An 18487-nucleotide genomic window follows, 5' to 3' on the forward strand; every position below is an offset into this window, starting at 1 on the left:
TTACCTTCGTCTTATCAATGGGCTGTCTTTTAAGACAGCCTTTTTAGTTTGATCATAAATCAACCTGAGACACCAATTAAGCCATTTCCCATCCCGGCCGAACCGGCTCCCGGAGATACTGATCTGCTTCGGGCAATCCCTTCACCTGCATATTTTCACTATCCCACTCAATTTTCTTTCCACCCAATCGGAGTGAAAGCACACCCAAAAGTGTAATCTCAGTAAGGCGGGCCCCGTATTCAAAGTTAGCACTCGCAGCTGGTCCGCCCTTTATGGCATCAATCCAGTCTCGATAATGCCCATTTGAGCGGGGGATACTAGGCGTTGGCGGATTATATCTTTCGCTTCGCTTTTCAGGGAAGATCTGAGGATTTGAACCTCCTGCGCCCGTTACGATAATCCCTTTCTTTCCAATAAAAAGCGAACCACGGCTGGGCAACTCCACATCAGCAGGCAGCAATTCCGGCCGGGCGGGCTTTAGCCCCCCCGAATACCAGGCCTGTTTAAATTCGGGCTGGTTGTCTTTCTTCGCAAAATGATAGTATCCCATTTCACCATAAGGAGCGATATCCGCGTCGCTATAGCCCGCAGGGAATATTTCAATACTTTCCGGAGCATCGAGGTCAAATGCCCAGACCGAAGCATCCAGGTCGTGGCAACCAAAATCACCTAGCGCACCGCAACCGAGTGCCCAGAAATCCCTCCAGGCGACCGGAGTATACTCTTTGTGGCAAGGCATATAAGGCGTAGGTCCCAGCCATAAATCCCATCCGATCGCTTGTTCATCGATTGCGGGCCCGGAGGGCAGTCCCTTCAAACCCGGATTCCACCGCGAAGCGGGCACCCAGGTGTGTGCTTCCTCAACTTTCCCGATCGCACCGTCGCGGAGGTATTCAACGGTTTGCCGTATCCCGTCCCCGCTGTGCAACACATTCCCCATTTGAGTGGCCAAACCACTTTCCCTGGCTACCTCCCTTACCTTCCGCGCTTCCCAGATGTTATGTGTGAGCGGTTTTTCACAATATACATGTTTACCGGCCCGCAATGCTTTTATCGACACATAGGCGTGCGTATTGTCGGGTGTTGAACACAGGATGGCGTCGAGAGACGATTCTTTCTCAAGCATCTCCCTGAAGTCGATGTATTCATTGATTCTGTAATTAGCATTGGTAGACTTATAATGACTTTCGATCATTTCCTTGACCGGTTCACGCCCGGCTTTTGACTTATAGTAGAAATCCTTTAAGTCCCAGTACTTGGCAGGATCTGCAATTGCCGTAATTTGTACATCGGTTAATTTCAAAAGCTCAGCAGCGTTCTGTCTGCCTTTTCCGCCCGCCCCAATAATTCCTACTGTTATTTTATCGCTCGGCGCTAAAAAACCCTTTCCGCCCAATACGTGCCGGGGAACAATCATAAATCCAGCAGCCGCGACCGCCATTCCTTTTACAAATTCTTTGCGTGAAATTTCCTTTTGATTCATATCACAGTTTCTATTGGTAACGTATTAAGTGCTTTTCAAATGTACATCAAGTTTTTTAGAAACTTCTATACCCGTCACCCAAAACGGATTCCCGTCAGCGATTCGCAGCGCTCCCATAGCTGTGCAGCTACGTCAAGGGCGTTCGCGGGCAACCTTGCCCTCTTTATCTTCCTTTTTACATAGTAGCCACCATTCCGCAATGCTTCATTAGGCTGCGCTGTAAGATATATCATCGTATCCGCACCCTGTTTTACAGAACCTAAAAAAGGCCTGAATAGCCTAAAGAAATGATGATATAACGATGTGCTGTTTTTGGCAAAATTGGAGGCAATGACACCGGGGTGAAAAGCGTACATCCCTATTGGATTGGTGTCATTTGCCAACTGCTGTCTTCGTATAAATTCAAGTCCTAGGAGAATAACGTACAATTTTGCATCGCCATACGCCTGTTGAGCGTTGAATTTCGTTTCATACATCAGGTCACCAAGGTTAGGTTTCCCCATAATATGGGCCATCGAAGACGTATGGATAATTTTGGCGCCTGGCCGTCTTTGCAAAGCAGGCAACAGCAGTGCCGAACACATAAATGGAGCCAGCACATTCAATGCAATCGTCCGTTCCCAGCCGTCCACGGTTTCCTGTCGTACTTTATTCATCACACCACCTGCATTGTTAATGAGCACGTCCAACGAATCATACCGTTGATTAAAGGTGTCAGCAAGCTTCATCGTGTCCGTCCTGTTTTCCAGGTCGGCAATCAGGACATCCAGTTTCGCATCCGGATATCGTACTTGTATCTCCTGTTTTACCGATGCGGCTTTTTCCACATTACGCCCGTGTAGAATGACCTCAAATCCATTCGCTGCCAATTGAAACGCAGCCTCTTTGCCTATACCCTCTGTTGCTCCGGTGATTAAAACCCGCTTGGACACAGCCATCATACATTCGTAATGTTCGTTTTACTCGTTTCCATATCGGCTACTTGGTTTACGACAATCTTACCACCGGTAGGTTTGCTACTTGGTGTATCACAAATATACAGCTTGCAAAACGAAAAGCAAATACGCCTGCTTGTGTTGGCCACCGGCAAATGCAGGTCACGATGATGAATCGGCCCGTTGAAAATAGGGTAGATATTTGTATATGTCCTTATTTTTTTGGTAGTTTGCCTCGACTATCCAAGTGTAAGGTAACCGATTAATCGAGTTGTATAGTGAAGCATCGTGATGACTCAAAGCTGGTATCTCGCCTCAAGCAAGGTGACCCGTCGGCCTTTGAAGCTGTATTCCAAGCACATCATTGGAAAATCTACCAATATGCGCTTCGATTGTTGCGCGATGAATCGTTGAGTGAAGACATCGTACAGGATACCTTTCTGCATTTCTGGTTGCATTGTTCAACATTGGAGGATCATCGATCTATCGTACCTTATCTGTATGTAATCGCCCGGCGCACCATTATCGATCATTGGCGGAAGGCGGCCACCTCAAAAGCATTTTTAGATCGCTTATTCCAGCGCATACAAACCTCCGATAACACTACCGAAGAAAAAATCAATGCGAATGAATTAACCTATATCACCGAAACGGGGTTACAACAACTATCAGCCCAGCAACGCGCTGTGTTTATGTTGAGCCGGGATGAAGGGCTTACCTACCAGCAAATCGCAGACCGCATACAGATATCGCGCGATACAGTCAAATATCACCTGGTGAATGCGCTGAAAATCCTCCGCGAACATTTCCAGCAGCACGGAGTTATTTACCTCGCGCTCTTTTACAGTTTCCCGTAATTTTTTTAATTAGCCACTACCCACCCAGCGGCATGTCACGTACCTATAGGAGCAATGGCTACAACCATGCTGTGCGTTGCGGGTAAGTTATGGAAAACAAAGAGCATATACGGCAGTTATTGAACGCGTTTGAAGCAGGTAAAATAACTCGCGCGGAGTTTGATGAGCTGCATCGATATTTGACCGACCACCGCAATGAGCAGGCTTTTTCTTCATGGATTGATAGCCGGTTAGGCCAGGTAGCGGAAGATAACGAGATGCGGGTCAATCGCCCGGATCTCTTCAAAGCGATTATCGCTGATCCCCGCTTTACGAAGGAACGTGCACTCCGCCGCCACCATCGGCTCCGTTACTGGCTGGGAGGGGTAGCGGCCGTTCTCTGCCTGGGCGTCGGGCTGTGGTGGATGCAGGAAAAAAATCCGTTGCAAACAGGCAATCAAGCAAATCGGCATGCTATGCAACCAGCCCCTCCGGTTTCGCTCCCTGCCGACAAAGCCATCCTACGCCTGGCTGATGGCACGACGATCGATCTGGCGACCCTGCAAAACGGAGTCGTGGCAAATGAGGGTGGGGCATCCGTCGTATTAGATGGGAAGGAATTGGTGTACCACCCGCAATCCGACGCGCTCGGCGCAGAAGGTGCGAATCATAGTATCCATATCCCGAAAGGGATGCAATACCAGTTGACGCTGCCCGACGGTAGCCACGTATGGCTCAATGCGGCATCTTCCATTACATTTCCGGTGCAATTTACAGGTACCAAACGAGTAGTCAAACTGAGTGGGGAAGCTTTTTTCGACGTCAAGCATGATGCAGAAAAGCCGTTCATCGTACAAACACCGCTTCAGTCGTTGGAAGTATTGGGAACCACGTTCAACGTCAGTGCATATGCAGACGATGGTTACGTAAAAACCTCCTTGGTATCGGGGAGTGTGCGCGTTGACCGGTCAGTGCCGGGCAATGCCGGGGGTTCCTCACTCGTGTTAAAGCCCGGAGAGGAGTCGTTAGCTAACGAAGAGAACCAAGTAATAAAGCGAAGCAAGGTAGATACACGACATATCGCCACGTGGCGCACGGGCCTGTTTACGTTTCATAATGAGCCTGTGGAGGAAGTGATGCGTAAAGTAGCGCGATGGTATGATATTGAAGTAGCGTACCGCGATGGCATGGCGGGTAAACGGATTGGAGGGAATGTGCCCCGGTTTGATAGCATAGACAGGTTGATGAGGGCGCTGCAGGGTACCGGATTATTGCATTATAAAATGGAGGGAGGTAAAGTGCTGATTACAAAATAACTACAAGCCATCTGAACGAAAAAAGTCGGAACGTTGCACCGTTCCGACTGCCAAGGTCAAGGACCCCAGGGCTCGTTAATTCCAGGTGTTATAGAACCAATTTTAACTAACAAACCTTTTTCAAATGTATGAAAAAAAAGTAGTTTTGGGTATCCCCCAAAGCACACTATACCAGTTATGTATCCCGGTAATTATGAGATTGACAGTTATCTTGTTTGTACTCAGTATGCACGCCAGTGTGTGGGCCAGCGCGCAGAAAATCACATTGCAGCTGCGCTCGGTGCCGTTAGAAACCGTTTTCCAGGAGCTCACGCGACAGACGGGATATTATTTTCTTTTTGATGCCGATGCGGTGACCCGATCGCCCAAAGTGGATGTGACTTGCAAGAACGCTACCATCCAAGAGGTACTGAACCAATGTATAGGAGGGTTGCCACTTACCTATACCATCGAAGAAAAGAGTGTCGTCATTTCACGAGCCAGCCGCAGCAAAATGCCAACCGTGCAACCGCAGCAGCGCGTCATCAGCGGGCGTATCACCACTGCCAATGGTGAGCCGCTGGAGGGAGTAACCATCTCGTGGAAGCAATCGCAACGTAGCGTTATCTCAGACCGCACCGGCCGATATCAAGTAACGGTACCTATCGGCGAGACCACCTTGGTTTTCACGATGGTCGGCTACACCCGCGCCGAACGCTCAATTGGCCAAGCCAGCACCGTAGATGTGGTGCTGCAGCAGGCCATCGATGACCTTGAAGAGGTTGTGGTGATAGGCTACGGTACTGTGCGTAAGTCCGATTTGACCGGCGCGGTGGCGACCATTTCCGAACAAGACGTGAAAGCCACTCCCGTTGTTGACTTTGGCCGGGCATTGCAGGGGCGGGCGCCCGGTGTATTGGTAACCCAAAACGCCGGTAATCCCGGCTCGCCGGCTACCATCCGCATCCGGGGCACGGGATCGGTCAATGCCGGCAACGACCCGCTGTACGTGGTCGACGGGTTTCCCACCAGTTCGATTAATACATTGAACCCGGCGGATATCGAATCGATCGAAATTCTCAAAGATGCCTCCTCTACTGCTATTTATGGCTCACGCGGTTCCAACGGGGTAGTTATCGTTACGACAAAGCGGGGCAAAGTCGACCAGAATGAAATTGCTTTTGAGAGCTATTATGGAATACAACGGGTAAGGCACACCATTCCGTTGCTGAATAGCCTGCAATATGCTGAATTCATTAACGATGCACGCGTCAATGGCGGAGGGACGGCCTACTTCGACGGCTCCTCGCCGGAACGGCCGCGCCCCGAACAGATTGACATAAACACCGACTGGCAGGAGCAGGTACTGCGCACGGCTCCCTTGCAACAATACCAGCTGATGCTAACCGGCGGTGAAAGCAAGACACGCTACGCCATATCGGGCAATATCTACAGCCAGGAAGGCATCATTGACCGGTCGAGCTTCAAACGGTATACGCTGCGCACAAATATCGACAGGGAACTCTCCAAGTATGTAGCGATAGGGCTGAATTTAACGGGGTCCATGACCAATGGGCAGGCTGCCCATTCGCAAATCGGCGGCGGGTCCAACGCCGGAGTGATGAATGCCGCCATCAACTATGCGCCTGTATTCTCCGTGTTTAATGAAGATGGCTCCTATTACCGAGACCAAGGTCCGCTCAATGGTAACCTGGTAGATAATCCGGTAGGTATTGCGCGTGAAATTACCGACAAAACGCTAGGCAACCGCATTTTCGCAAACGCTTTTGCCGATGTGAAGCTATGGGAAGGTCTTACGTTGCGCACGTCATTGGGGGGCAACCTCGAAAATGTCAAGAACAACTACTACGTGACCCGCAACATCGGCTTGGGCATGGGTACCAATGGAGTGGCACGGGTTAGCGCCAATATGGGCCGGGAATGGCTGAATGAAAACACCCTAACGTTTGACCGTGCGTTCGGCCAGCAGCACCACCTCACGGCACTGGCAGGGTATACCGTACAGGGCACATACGTGGAGGGCGTCATCGCCAATGCGGCCGATTTTATTGATGATTTCGCGCTGTACCACAACCTTGGTGCCGGTGGCACGTTACAACGTCCCTATTCCGACTCGGGCGATTGGGCCCTTCAATCCTACCTAGCCCGGATTAACTACCGGTTTCAGGATCGATTCCTGCTCACGCTGACGGCCCGCGCAGATGGTTCCTCACGGTTCGGACCCAACAAAAAATACGGATTCTTCCCCTCGGGAGCTTTCGCCTGGCGCGTAATCAACGAGTCATTTATGCGCAACCAGCAAACCATTTCCGATTTTAAGCTCCGCGTTAGCTACGGCCTTACCGGCAACCAGGATATCCGGGATTTCGGCTACCTGTCTATCATCGGCTATGTGCAATATCCGCTGGGTGGTGCCAATCCTGTGCTGCAAACGGGAGCCAAACCGTTAACCTTGGGCAACCTCGACCTGGGCTGGGAGAGCAATGCTCAGCTCGATGCAGGTATAGATCTCGCCCTATGGTCTAACCGCGTACGAATTACGGCCGACTACTACCGGAAGCGTACATTTAACCTGTTGTTTGACGTCAATGTGCCGCAAACCAGCGGTTACAGCATTTCCCTGCGCAATATCGGGGAAGTGGAAAACCGGGGATTTGAGCTGGCGCTCAACACCATCAATGTGAAGCGGGAAGCTTTTGAATGGACCACTGCGATCAACCTCACCACCAACCGCAATAAGGTATTGAGTCTTGATGGGCGAGAAGAGTTTACAACGGGTGCCGGCAGCGGCCACCACGGGGTCTCCAACACCATCTTGATGAAGGTGGGCGAACCGCTAGGCAATTTCTATGGCCGCAAAGTGGTCGGCATATTCCAAAGTGATGCAGAAGCGAGCGCTTCCGGGCAAGCCAATGCCCAGGCCGGCGATCTGCGGTATGCAGATATAAACAACGATGGAGAGATCAACGATAATGACCGCACGGTGATCGGCAACGGCAACCCACCGTTCTTTGGGGGGATATCCAATGAGTTCCGTTGGCGAAACGTCGATCTATCGCTTTTCTTACAGGGGAGCCTTGGCAATGACATCCTCAATTTCGCACGGTTCGATCTTTATAGCCTCAATGGAAACAACAATCAATCCATTGACGTGCTCGACCGTTGGACGCCAACAAATCCCAGCCAGACCATCCCTCGAGCAAATTCAACCGGTGGCCAGCGCATTCTATCTTCATTTCACATCGAAGACGGCTCCTATTTACGGCTTAAAAACATCTCATTGGGGTACACTTTCAAAGGGATATCGGTAAAGGGAATGGGTATCCGTGAAGTGCGGATTTACGCAGCCGCTCAAAACTACCTGACCTTTACCAACTACAAGGGTTTCGACCCTGAAGTGAGCCGTTTCGGAAGTTCTGCCATCAACCAAGGGATGGATTTTGATGGCTATCCCAATGCGAAAACCCTTTTGTTTGGACTAAACATTAAACTGTAGTTATGAAAACCCACATTATATATTTAGTTTCCGTTTTGGCCATCCTCCAAGGCTGTACGGCTTCGCTGGAAGTAGCTCCGAGGGGATACCTTACATCGGGAACCTTTTACCAAAATGAAACCGATGCAAAAGCGGCATTGATAGGTGCCTATAGCATCCTGCAGGAGGTGTACCGCAATGAGCATATCCTCACCCCTAACGAAATCTGTACAGACAATGCCGTGCCGTTCCTAACCGGAGGTCCAGACCGCGTGGCCATCTGGAGGTACAGTCACAACACATCCAACCTCTATCCCGGCCAGATATGGAGCAGCGCCTACGAGGGCATCCAGTATAGCAATGTGCTGATCGACCGCCTGCCCGGTGTTTCCATGAATGAGCAGCAAAAACACGTATTCACCGCTGAAGCAAAATTCCTGCGTGCGCTGCATTACTTCAACCTGGTCCGCTTTTTCGGCGATGTTCCGTTGGTAAAAAACGAGACCACCAATTTGGACGATGTCGAGATTCCGCGATCGCCCGTAGCGGATGTTTACCAGTTTATCGAAGAAGACCTGTTGGAAGCGGCGGCTGCGTTGCCCGTCAACCATGCAGACAACGACAAGGGAAGGGCCACGGCTGCTGCGGCAACGGCATTACTTGCCAAGGTATACCTCACCCGGGCGGGCAATACGCCAAGTTCGCCTTACTGGGCGCAGGCGGCTGCCAAGGCCAAAGAAGTGATCGATCTGAATCGGTACGACCTCTGGGAAGATTATGCAGATGTGTTTGCACTGGCCAACCGCGGCGGGAAAGAGTCAATTTTTGAGGTACAGTTTATCACGGATATCAAAGGCAATGGCTTTACCACCGGATATGCTCCGCGCGGTGCACCCATCGTGCCCAACAATGGGTATGGCATATTCCGTGTTACCAAATCACTTTTTGACAGCTATGCAGCCAATGACAAACGCAAAGCCGTCACGTTCCTGACGTCATACGTCCATCCCGGAACCGGCCAAACGGTGCACCTGTCCGTAGATGATCCCGACCCAACGGTTGCGGTCTCATTTTGGAAGCTGGCCGACCCGACCGTACGCGTGGGCCTCAATGGGGGCACCAGCTGGCCGTATCTGCGCTATGCCGAGCTGTTGCTCATCTACGCAGAGGCACTCAACGAGGCCAACAACGGGCCTACCACCGAGGCATACCAGGCATTAAACCGGGTAAGAAAACGGGCAGGGCTCGCGGAGCTGAGCGGTCTGGATAAAGAAGCGTTTAATGCCGCTATCATGCTTGAGCGCAGGCTTGAGCTGTGCTTTGAAGGCCACCGCTGGTTTGACCTCGTACGGCGCGACCAGTTGATCGAGGCTGTAAAAGCCGAAAATAGCTTCGATAGAAACGCTCCCATTACGGAGCATCACAAGCGCTTTCCCCTACCCTTCCGGGAAATCGAAGCGAACAAGAAACTGGAGCAAAATGCTGGCTATTAACTGGAGGCAAGGATGAAACAAATGATAACATGGATCATGGCGGTGGCGATGAACTGCATTACCGCCTGTAACCAACAGGAAGGACATTATGACATCGTTATTTACGGCGGTACACCCGGTGGGTTCATAGCCGCTATACAGGCCGCTACCCACGGCAAATCGGTGGCTCTCATCGAGCCCACTTATGCCGTGGGAGGCATTTTGGTAAACGGTTTGGGAGTTACAGACATCGACAGTCAGAAAGACTTCCAAAACAGCCTTGCCGTAGGTGGGCTGGCCATCGAGTTTTACCGCCGTATTGCCGTGCATTATGGCCGCGAAGCGGCCTTTTTGGATGCGATTAAAAATAAGAAAAAGGTACGGGAAATCTGGCCGCACGAACCCGGTGTGGCCGAGCGGCTCATTAAGCAGTGGCTGGCCGACGTGGGGGTGGCAGTGTTTACGCAGACCCGGCTTTCTGAAGATGCCGGCGCGGTGACCAAGCGCGGAAGCCGGATCCAACAGATTGCCATGGAAGACGGCAGTGCCTTTCGTGCACGGATATTCATGGATGCATCGTATGAGGGCGACCTACTGGCCGCTGCAGGCATCTCCGTGGTCTCCGGCCGCGAAGGCAACGCCACTTACGGAGAAACACTCAACGGCGTGCGGGCGGAAACCACGCACGCCCAGTTCCAGTTGAATATAGATCCCTATGTGGAACCCGGAAATCCCGCAAGTGGATTGATCTATACCATTCAAGCGGGGGATCTCGGCGAGCCGGGCAGTGCAAGCCCTTACATCCAGGCCTATTGCTTCCGGGCGTGCCTCACCCCGGTGAAAGACAACCAGATTCCTTTTGAAAAGCCCGCGGGGTACAACCGCAGCCACTACGAAATTTATCTACGGTACCTCCGCGCCGGCGGTAAACTACTATGGCCCTGGGTATTGGTACCTAATCAAAAATCAGACCTCGGTGCTTGGCACGATCTATCACACAATCTGTACGGCATGAATGTAGACTACCCTACTGGCGATTACCGTACGCGCGAGGCTATTTTTAACCAGCACAAGTCATTTACTCAGGGATGGTTCTATTTTCTCGCTACCGATCCCGAAGTGGGCGAGCTGGACCCCGATTTGCAGCGCGAATGGGCATCCTGGGGATTGGCCAAAGATGAATTTACCGACAACGGCGGGTGGCCCCGCCAGTTCTATGTGCGCAGTGCACGCCGTATGGTATCCGATTACGTGATTACCGAACACCATATCCTCAAACCGGATCCCATACCTGTAGAAGATCCCGTAGGAATTGCGTACTGGCCTCCGGATGTGCACAGTGCACGGCGTATCGTCAAAGACGGCCATGCATATAATGAAGGGTTTGTGTTTGAACCGGCCGGGCAATGGCGGCCGCTGCCCATCTCTTACCGTGCGTTAGTGCCCAAACGGGGCGAGTGCACGAACCTGCTTACGCCCACGTGCCCCTCGTCCAGCTATATCGCCTATGGATCCATCCGCTTGGAATGGACGTTCATGGTGCTCGGGCAATCGGCAGCCACCGCCGCCATCCAGGCAATAGATGGTAATCTGGATGTGCAAGACATCGATTACACTGCTTTGAGGGAACAATTGGAAAAAGATGGTCAGATTTTGGATCTGCCCGGCCTCATTTGAGCATAGCCGTTACAAAAATCCGTAGTTAGAAAGGTCCCTGGAGTCCTGCTTCAGGGATCTTTTTGCAGTACACCGCTTACTCCGGATTTTCCGGATTATTCGTAAATTAGCTTTCAGTTTTAGAAATTCAACGCAAATGTTTTGCAAAGAACTAGCCATCACTCCTCCCTTAAGGCATCTGGTGCATTGCTTACTGTACATTCAACAGGAATCACCAAAGGCCGCCAATCTATTTTATTTCCATCCGCCCACGCCACAATCCGGAATATGTTTCCATTTTGAGCATTCCATTTCGGTTTACAAACCCTCCAAGCAAACATTCATCAACCAACCGCAAACGGTAGTGGTAGGCGCCCAGGTCAGTCCGGTGCTGATCCGGTCGCAGGCGGAATACCGAGCCGTACGAGTGGGATTACTACCCGGAGCCCTATACCGGCTAACCGGCATACCGCAAGATCAATTATTGGATCAAAGCGTTGATGCAGAAATCATTTTCGGCAATGAATTGAAAACTCTGAACGCCATGTTGCGACAAACCGTTCTGCCGGAAACCGCCCTTCAACTCATCGAACAGTTCCTTCTGAACCAACTGCCCAAGTGCCGCTCCATACACCCCCTGGATGACGCTATGTACCGTTTATGGTCGCAGCCCGATGCACTTAAAATGGATCAGGTGGCCCTGAAAAGCGGGTTATGTGTCCGCCAGTTCGAACGGATCAGTCATCAGCGCATTGGCATGCACCCTAAACTTTACTACAAGATTATCCGATTTTCCAAAGCCTACCACATGTTAGAAAAAGGAGAATACAACAGCTGGACGGACCTGGCTTACAAGAACAATTACTACGATCGGCAACATCTGAAAAAAGACTTCCGGTATTTCACTGGCAAGAACCTGATGGACATCCAACAAGAGATCCGGAACAACTCGATGACGATACAAAGCAAGTTACGCTACGAATAATTTTTTTCACGATGTCGCTTTTATACCCCTTTTTATTCCGGCGGGCCGGTAAATTAGCTTTCACAAAAGCTAACCACCATGGCAAAAAAAATGTTTATCAAAAGGGACCACTTGAAAATCGGGCGCGTAAAACCAGCCTTTACAAAGGTCAAACTGAATATTCTCCACCGTCAGGAAATTAAATTCCGTGAAAAAGACACCATCACGCTCGAGTACAAAAGAGGCGTATTGCCCTATACAGAAGCAGTCGTTAATAGAATCCGGGAAGAAAATTCTCCCGGTTGGAAATGCGCTGTGGACCATTCCAAAGGAATCTGGTCGTCAGATCAGGTGGTAGAAACCAACGATGCCATTTCAAAAATATTTCTGGGCGGCGTATACGATATGCGGGAGTTGGCAGCCGGAAATGCGGCTACCCTACCCTATGCCAGAAAACCTTTAACTGTGATGGTAGATAGCCATCATTTCAAAGTTGCTTCCCAAGAAGTGCCCAATCCCACCAAACATGAAATACGGGCAGCCATCAATAAGATCATCCGCAGTAAGGATATGCCAGATGTAGCGGTATCCACCGGAACCCTTCGTGAATTCGATTCCTACGCTTCGCTGTTAACCAATTTCAGCGGGAGCGGGCATTATTTCGGATTCGGAGGAAGCCATCGTATTGAGTTCAACTCCACCCGGAAAACACATAAGTTTTACCTGGAGGCCAAACAGCTCTACTATACGGTAAGCGTGAGCAATACCGCAAACGAACCCGAGGATTTCTTTTACATTAAGGAAGAAGACCCTGGCATAGCCGATGCCGTGAGCAGGGACAAGATCAATCCCAATTGGGTGTTTGTAGACTCGATAGGCTATGGCCGTATGCTGTACTTCGTTTTTGAAAGCGACGAAAGTTATGAAGGCATGGATATAGACCTAAAGCAATATGCAGATTATTGGGTAGCAGCGGCAGAACTGGAGGAAAAGGTAAAAGAAAGAGTTGAGGAGAAGAACGTGTCTTTGCAGGTATTTGCCATGGGAGGCTCCCCGCTGGTTGCCAGCATCATCACGCATCAGAATCCCGGCGACATAAAAAAAGCCATTTCCAATTATTTGAAAGGAACCAATGACGAAGTCCCCATATCCTATTCGCTCCGCACCTTGGATATGCATACCGTGGGCACAAAAATGTATGTCGATTACGAGAGCCGCAAATGCCATCCCAAAGCCACCAAGTACAAAGTGATCTGGGAAAGTATCACCTGTGCGGTGAATGACGACGGCGGTGACGGCGAGCAGGTCAACGCAAGGGTACGCATCCGCGCCTTGGACAAAAGCAACAAAGACATCATGGATGAGGACCGATTGAACAAACAAATCATTGAACATGCCAACGCAGGAACCGGCTTAGACAAGATTTTCTGGACTTTTTCAAAGGGTAATTCAGACAATCCATTCTTTTTGAAAGAACGCAAAGCTATATTTATGAACAAATCCATTTGCTTTCCGATGAAAGAGAATAAGGCAATTCACGAAATCGGCATCCGCGTTGATATCACGGAATATGATTCCGGCCCCAATGACAACTTCCTGGATGATCACACCAACGTTAAAATAAATGAGATAGACCCCGATAAACGCTATACGCTGACCTGTCGGCATGATGAGTCTGAAATCCTTTTCGGGTTCCGGATCGTACCGTTGTATGATTAAGTGAGTGTATGGTTGTAGCATTGAGAACCCCGCGCCACCCCAGTGCGGGGTTTTTCGTAGGTCGTAATATGCCTTCCTGCTATCTTGCAAGGGTTAACAATTAAATAACATTAGTTTCATACTTTTGCGCTGTTCCATCTTAATTTTTTATGGACTACTTACTGTTTATTGTTGCACTTTTACTCGTTCTGGCTATTGCAGACCTCATCGTAGGGGTAAGCAACGATGCCGTGAATTTTTTGAATTCGGCAATCGGGAGTAAGGTAACTACGTATCGGAATATCATCTTGATCGCCAGCGCCGGGATATTAGCCGGATGCTTTTTTTCTAGCGGAATGATGGAGATTGCCCGTAAGGGAATTTTCCAGCCCCAACATTTTACGTTTGATAAAGTGATGTGGATTTTTCTGGCCGTTATGCTTGCCGATATTGTATTATTCGACATTTTCAACGCGCTCGGCCTGCCCACATCGACCACCGTTTCCATTGTCTTCGAACTGCTGGGTGCCGCAGCGATTGTCGGTTTCCTATTCGCCGCAGAGAAAGGCGAAGCCATCGGCGAGGTAATGAAATACATCAACGCCGAGAGTACATTTTCCATCATATCGGGCATTTTCCTATCAATCGTGATTGCATTTACCGCAGGGGTGGCTGTACAATATGTGGTCCGGTCGGCTTTTACATTTCAATACGAAAATAGGTTAAAAAGCCTGGGGGCTCCCTTTTCCGGTATGGGAATTACCGTAATCATCTACTTTCTGTTGATTAAAGGACTCAAGGGTACAACGCTGGCACAAGCGGATTGGGTGGGAACACTAAATGAGAACCTTGTTGTTTTTATACTGCTTATCCTGGTCGTTACGACGGCAATCTCTTTCTGGCTGCAGCGCCAATTTCGCATAAACCCCATCAAGATCGTAGTCATCGCAGGCACGTTTTCCCTGGCCATGGCATTTGCCGGAAATGACCTGGTCAATTTCATTGGTGTTCCCATCGCCGGGTTGGTGGCATACCAGAACTGGGCTGAAAGTGGCGTTCCCGCCGATGCGTTGCATCAGGACTATTTGGCGACGAGCGACGTCATCGTACCCACTTATATGCTGGGAATAGCCGGACTCGTTATGGCATTAACGATCTGGCTAAGTGCAAAAGCCAAAAAAGTTACGGAAACAGAAATCAGCCTGAGCAAGCAGGATGAGGACGGAAGTGACGACCGCTTCAAGCCAAATACCGTATCCCGGCGGGTGGTAAAAACCGCTATGTTACTGGGTAATGTCTTTGATACGGTTATCCCCCGTAATATCAAGCGGCGGTACGACCTGAGTTTCGAACGGGACAAGCTGCGCAAAGCCACCCAGGTGGATCAGGATGCACCCGCCTTTGACCTGATCCGGGCCGGAACCAATCTCGTGCTGGCGAGTATACTCATCGCATGGGCGACCTCGCTGAAACTGCCCCTATCTACCACCTATGTAACGTTTATGGTAGCGATGGGTACGTCTCTTGCGGATCGGGCATGGGGGCGCGAATCGGCTGTATATCGGGTCACGGGTGTACTCAGCGTAATTGGCGGGTGGTTCATCACCGCGTTGTTTGCGTTTTCCGTCGCCGCTTTCTTTGCATTCGTGATTTATCAGGGCGTGCTGGCCACGGCCATTCTACTGAGCATGGTCGTCATTTATATTGTCATTTCCAATATAAAATTTGCCCATCGCGAACGCCGTTCAAAAAAAGAGAAGAGCCGGCTGAGCCTACTGGAAGAGCCGGACCTGGATGTATACATCCGCAGCAAGAACACGCTCGTCACTATGATCATTGAAGCATCCGGTCATTACAGTACGATTTTGAACGGCATACGCAACGGCGATGCGTCAGCAATAAAGAAGGCCGACGACGAACTCCTGAAGCTCATTAAATACACATACAAACTCAAGCGGAACAGCCTCCGGGCGATCCGGCAGCTTGGCGCCGCCGACCGGCGGTCGGCAGAGGTAATCGTGCACGGTGCCGACCTCATACAGGACATGCTTCAGTCGGCAAAATTCCTGAGTACTGAAAGTCTCCAGTATATCGAAAACCTGCACGAGCCCCTTGCGACTGGGTTTATCGCCACATTAGAGGGCTTAGGCGTCAAAATGGACAAGTTTTTCACGTTAGTGATCAACCAGCTCAATGAGGACGACGGGCCAAATGTGTCGCTGATCCGTAAAAGCCGCAACGAAATCCGGGAATTCATTAACACCAATTTCGGAAACGAAATCGACCTGATCCGGCGTAAAAATATCGGCAGTAAGCAAGCGTTGCTTCAAACCAGTATTTTTCTCCAGAGCCGCGACATCCAAGCGGTGCTGTTCCGGATCTGTAAGATCTACGGCCGGTTTGAAAATTGATTAGCCGGGCAGGGTATTGAAATCGCCGGTCAATATTACCGGTTCGCTGGTTTCATGTATCGCCGAACATCCGCACAATAACGGTTCTTAAACGAATCCACTCCCGTATTCGCCATACTTCATTTGCAGACCTTGCCAACGTACCTTATATTCCGGAATGCAACGGGCCCGTGGTCACCCTGAAGCATCAACGGGCCGAATGGCTGTTCATCTTCGAATGCCGAAGACCGGGTCGGACCTGTCACTTCAATGTCTTGATGAATGACGATGTCATTGTGGACAACCTCCAAGAAACGTGCGTTTGCTATTTTCACTCCGTTCTCATCAAATCGAGGCGCTTGGAAAACAATACGAAGATGTTGCCACTCACCGGGGCGCAAACACGCATTTCGGAGCGGAGCCTTTCCTTCAAATCCCTTTGCATTTCCGGCCCGACGCTCATCCCATCGTTGATAGACACCACCGCAATCGTAAAATGCCGGGACTTCGACACCCCAACTATCGAATAGCTGGATTTCGTACCTGCCTTGAAAGTATACGCCGGAATTCGAATGCTTGGCCATCATGAACTCAAATTCCAGTTCGATATCGCCATGTTGCATCTTTGTGAACAAATTGCCGTTTAATTCTTCCGTAGGCCGGTTCACAATGATTCCCTGGCCTGCCACGATTTCATTGGCTGTTGTTAGCGAATCGAAAAACACGTCCTGCGCTAATTGCCAGTTCCCCGTAACATTTTCGAATGCCTCCAAACCCATAAAATCTATCGTACCATTCGCCTGTCGGCCAACCTGTGCATGTGCGAGGGTCGCAATAAGTAAAAATGCACAGCAAAAACAACTCGTGTACCTCATCCTTTAAACCAAATATGTTCTATAAACTGAAGCCCAGGGCTCGCGCATCTGCCGATAGCGGAGCTGATTGGCAGCGAAATTATTGACAAAGCATTCCTTTTTTGGATCCCATTCCAGTTCCTGACCGAGCATCATCGCAATGTTTCCGGCATGGGCTATGGTAATTGATCGGTGCCCGACTTCAGCAGGGGCCGCGGTTGGCTCACGGGAAATGACACAGTCAATGAAATTACGGTAGTGATCGTCACTTTTGTACAAATGAATTTCATCCGGGCCGATTTGCGTGGAGTCAATGCCTTCCGGCTCCACTTTATAGGCTCCCCTTGATACCCATGCCTTCCCTTCTGAGCCAATAAATGTTATCCCCAATTCAACCTTGGAACTCGCAATAAGTTTCACACCATTCTCGTAGATGCATTCGAAATGGAATTGTTCTGCCGTATTCCATACCGGGTGATTTGTCCACACCGCCTCTGGATTGGTGATTTTAACGGGCCCCGAGTCGTCCATACCTATACCCCATTGCGCAATATCGAAATGGTGTGCTCCCCAGTCAGTAACCATTCCACCGGAATAATCGAGATTCCACCGGAAGTTTACGTGGGTACGTGCGGGGCAATAAGCCGACTCTGGCGCAGGGCCAAGCCACCTATCATAATCGAAATCTTTGGGAACCGGCATTTCATTCGTCAAGTGGCCCGTTTTTCCGAAATCCGGCGTACCACTTAGCAATCCGCAAATGACGGTCTCCAGCTTTCCCAATCTTCCGTTCCTCACGAGTTCGCAAACCCGATGGAATTCCTTACCCGACCGTTGCTGGCTCCCGGTTTGAAAGACCACACCATACTTCTTTACGGCATCTGCCATTGCCCTGCCTTCGGAAATGGTCAAGGAAAGCGGTTTCTGGCAGTATATATCTTTGCGTGCCCGGGCCGCCATCAAGACCGGAATTGCGTGCCAATGGTCGGGGGTATCCACCACGACTGCATCGATATCTTTCAAGTCGATGACCTCGCGGAAGTCGGTATACCCTTTAGTCGACTTGTAGGATTTTCCATGCTTTTCACTATACGAAGTATTTACCAAATCCATGAGGTATTCCCTGCCGCCTACTTTGCCGTCCCAATACCCTGTACTTTTTTTATTCACGTCGCAAACCGCTGTGATTTGCAGGCGATTGTCCCTTAGGAACCCTTTTGCATCGTTCTCTGCCTGATTGCCCGCACCGATGAATGCGAGATTAATCCGATCGGATGGGGCCACATGACCATTCCTTCCCAACGATGAGGCCGGTACAATCGTTGGTAGCAACAGGGAACATGCCGCAGCTGTCCCTGTTTTTTTTATAAAAGATCTTCTATCCATTTTACTTGATGTATGCTACATT

General features: G+C 50.2%; 12 protein-coding genes. 8 read left to right on the forward strand and 4 right to left on the reverse strand.

The genetic code is table 11. The features are described from left to right. Positions 1–76: 76 nt before the first annotated feature. Positions 77–1483 (reverse strand): Gfo/Idh/MocA family protein, encoded by a 1407-nt coding sequence (locus BMZ56_RS22080; protein ID WP_090631052.1) that lies wholly within the window; start codon positions 1481–1483, stop codon positions 77–79. A 74-nt stretch (positions 1484–1557) separates the two neighbouring features. Next, complete coding sequence (locus tag BMZ56_RS22085) at positions 1558–2424, reverse strand: SDR family NAD(P)-dependent oxidoreductase (RefSeq protein ID WP_090631055.1); 867 nt, start codon at positions 2422–2424, stop codon at positions 1558–1560. 272 nt (positions 2425–2696) lie between these two features. Between BMZ56_RS22085 and BMZ56_RS22090 the strand changes: the two genes are divergently transcribed. The 8 genes from BMZ56_RS22090 (at position 2697) to BMZ56_RS22125 (ending at position 16246) form a co-directional block, all read left to right on the forward strand. Beyond that, entirely contained in the window at positions 2697–3275 is a 579-nt protein-coding gene (locus tag BMZ56_RS22090; RefSeq protein WP_177195261.1) for an RNA polymerase sigma factor, read from the forward strand. A gap of 89 nt (positions 3276–3364) precedes the next feature. After that, complete coding sequence (locus BMZ56_RS22095) at positions 3365–4570, forward strand: FecR family protein (protein ID WP_090631062.1); 1206 nt, start codon at positions 3365–3367, stop codon at positions 4568–4570. 193 nt (positions 4571–4763) lie between these two features. Beyond that, entirely contained in the window at positions 4764–8066 is a 3303-nt protein-coding gene (locus tag BMZ56_RS22100; RefSeq protein ID WP_177195262.1) for a TonB-dependent receptor, read from the forward strand. A 2-nt stretch (positions 8067–8068) separates the two neighbouring features. Further along, positions 8069–9538 carry a RagB/SusD family nutrient uptake outer membrane protein gene (locus tag BMZ56_RS22105; RefSeq protein ID WP_090631069.1) on the forward strand — a complete coding sequence of 490 codons (1470 nt, stop codon included), beginning with the start codon at positions 8069–8071 and terminating at the stop codon, positions 9536–9538. A 12-nt stretch (positions 9539–9550) separates the two neighbouring features. Beyond that, on the forward strand, positions 9551–11194 hold the full coding sequence (locus BMZ56_RS22110; protein ID WP_090631071.1) for an FAD-dependent oxidoreductase: 1644 nt from the start codon (positions 9551–9553) through the stop codon (positions 11192–11194). Between the two features lie 136 nt (positions 11195–11330). Next, entirely contained in the window at positions 11331–12158 is an 828-nt protein-coding gene (locus tag BMZ56_RS22115; protein WP_090631074.1) for a DUF6597 domain-containing transcriptional factor, read from the forward strand. Positions 12159–12236: 78 nt separating this feature from the next. Next, on the forward strand, positions 12237–13856 hold the full coding sequence (locus BMZ56_RS22120) for a thiol-activated cytolysin family protein (protein ID WP_090631077.1): 1620 nt from the start codon (positions 12237–12239) through the stop codon (positions 13854–13856). Between the two features lie 149 nt (positions 13857–14005). After that, entirely contained in the window at positions 14006–16246 is a 2241-nt protein-coding gene (locus BMZ56_RS22125; protein WP_090631080.1) for an inorganic phosphate transporter, read from the forward strand. Between the two features lie 119 nt (positions 16247–16365). Here BMZ56_RS22125 and BMZ56_RS22130 read toward each other — a convergent pair whose 3' ends face one another. Both BMZ56_RS22130 and BMZ56_RS22135 read right to left on the reverse strand, forming a co-directional pair. After that, positions 16366–17100: a 3-keto-disaccharide hydrolase gene (locus tag BMZ56_RS22130; RefSeq protein WP_090631083.1), complete on the reverse strand. Its 735-nt coding sequence runs from the start codon at positions 17098–17100 to the stop codon at positions 16366–16368. A gap of 3 nt (positions 17101–17103) precedes the next feature. After that, positions 17104–18465 carry a Gfo/Idh/MocA family protein gene (locus tag BMZ56_RS22135; RefSeq protein WP_090631086.1) on the reverse strand — a complete coding sequence of 454 codons (1362 nt, stop codon included), beginning with the start codon at positions 18463–18465 and terminating at the stop codon, positions 17104–17106. Positions 18466–18487: the final 22 nt, after the last annotated feature.

The organism is Parapedobacter indicus, assembly GCF_900113765.1.
GTDB classification, from domain to species: domain Bacteria; phylum Bacteroidota; class Bacteroidia; order Sphingobacteriales; family Sphingobacteriaceae; genus Parapedobacter; species Parapedobacter indicus.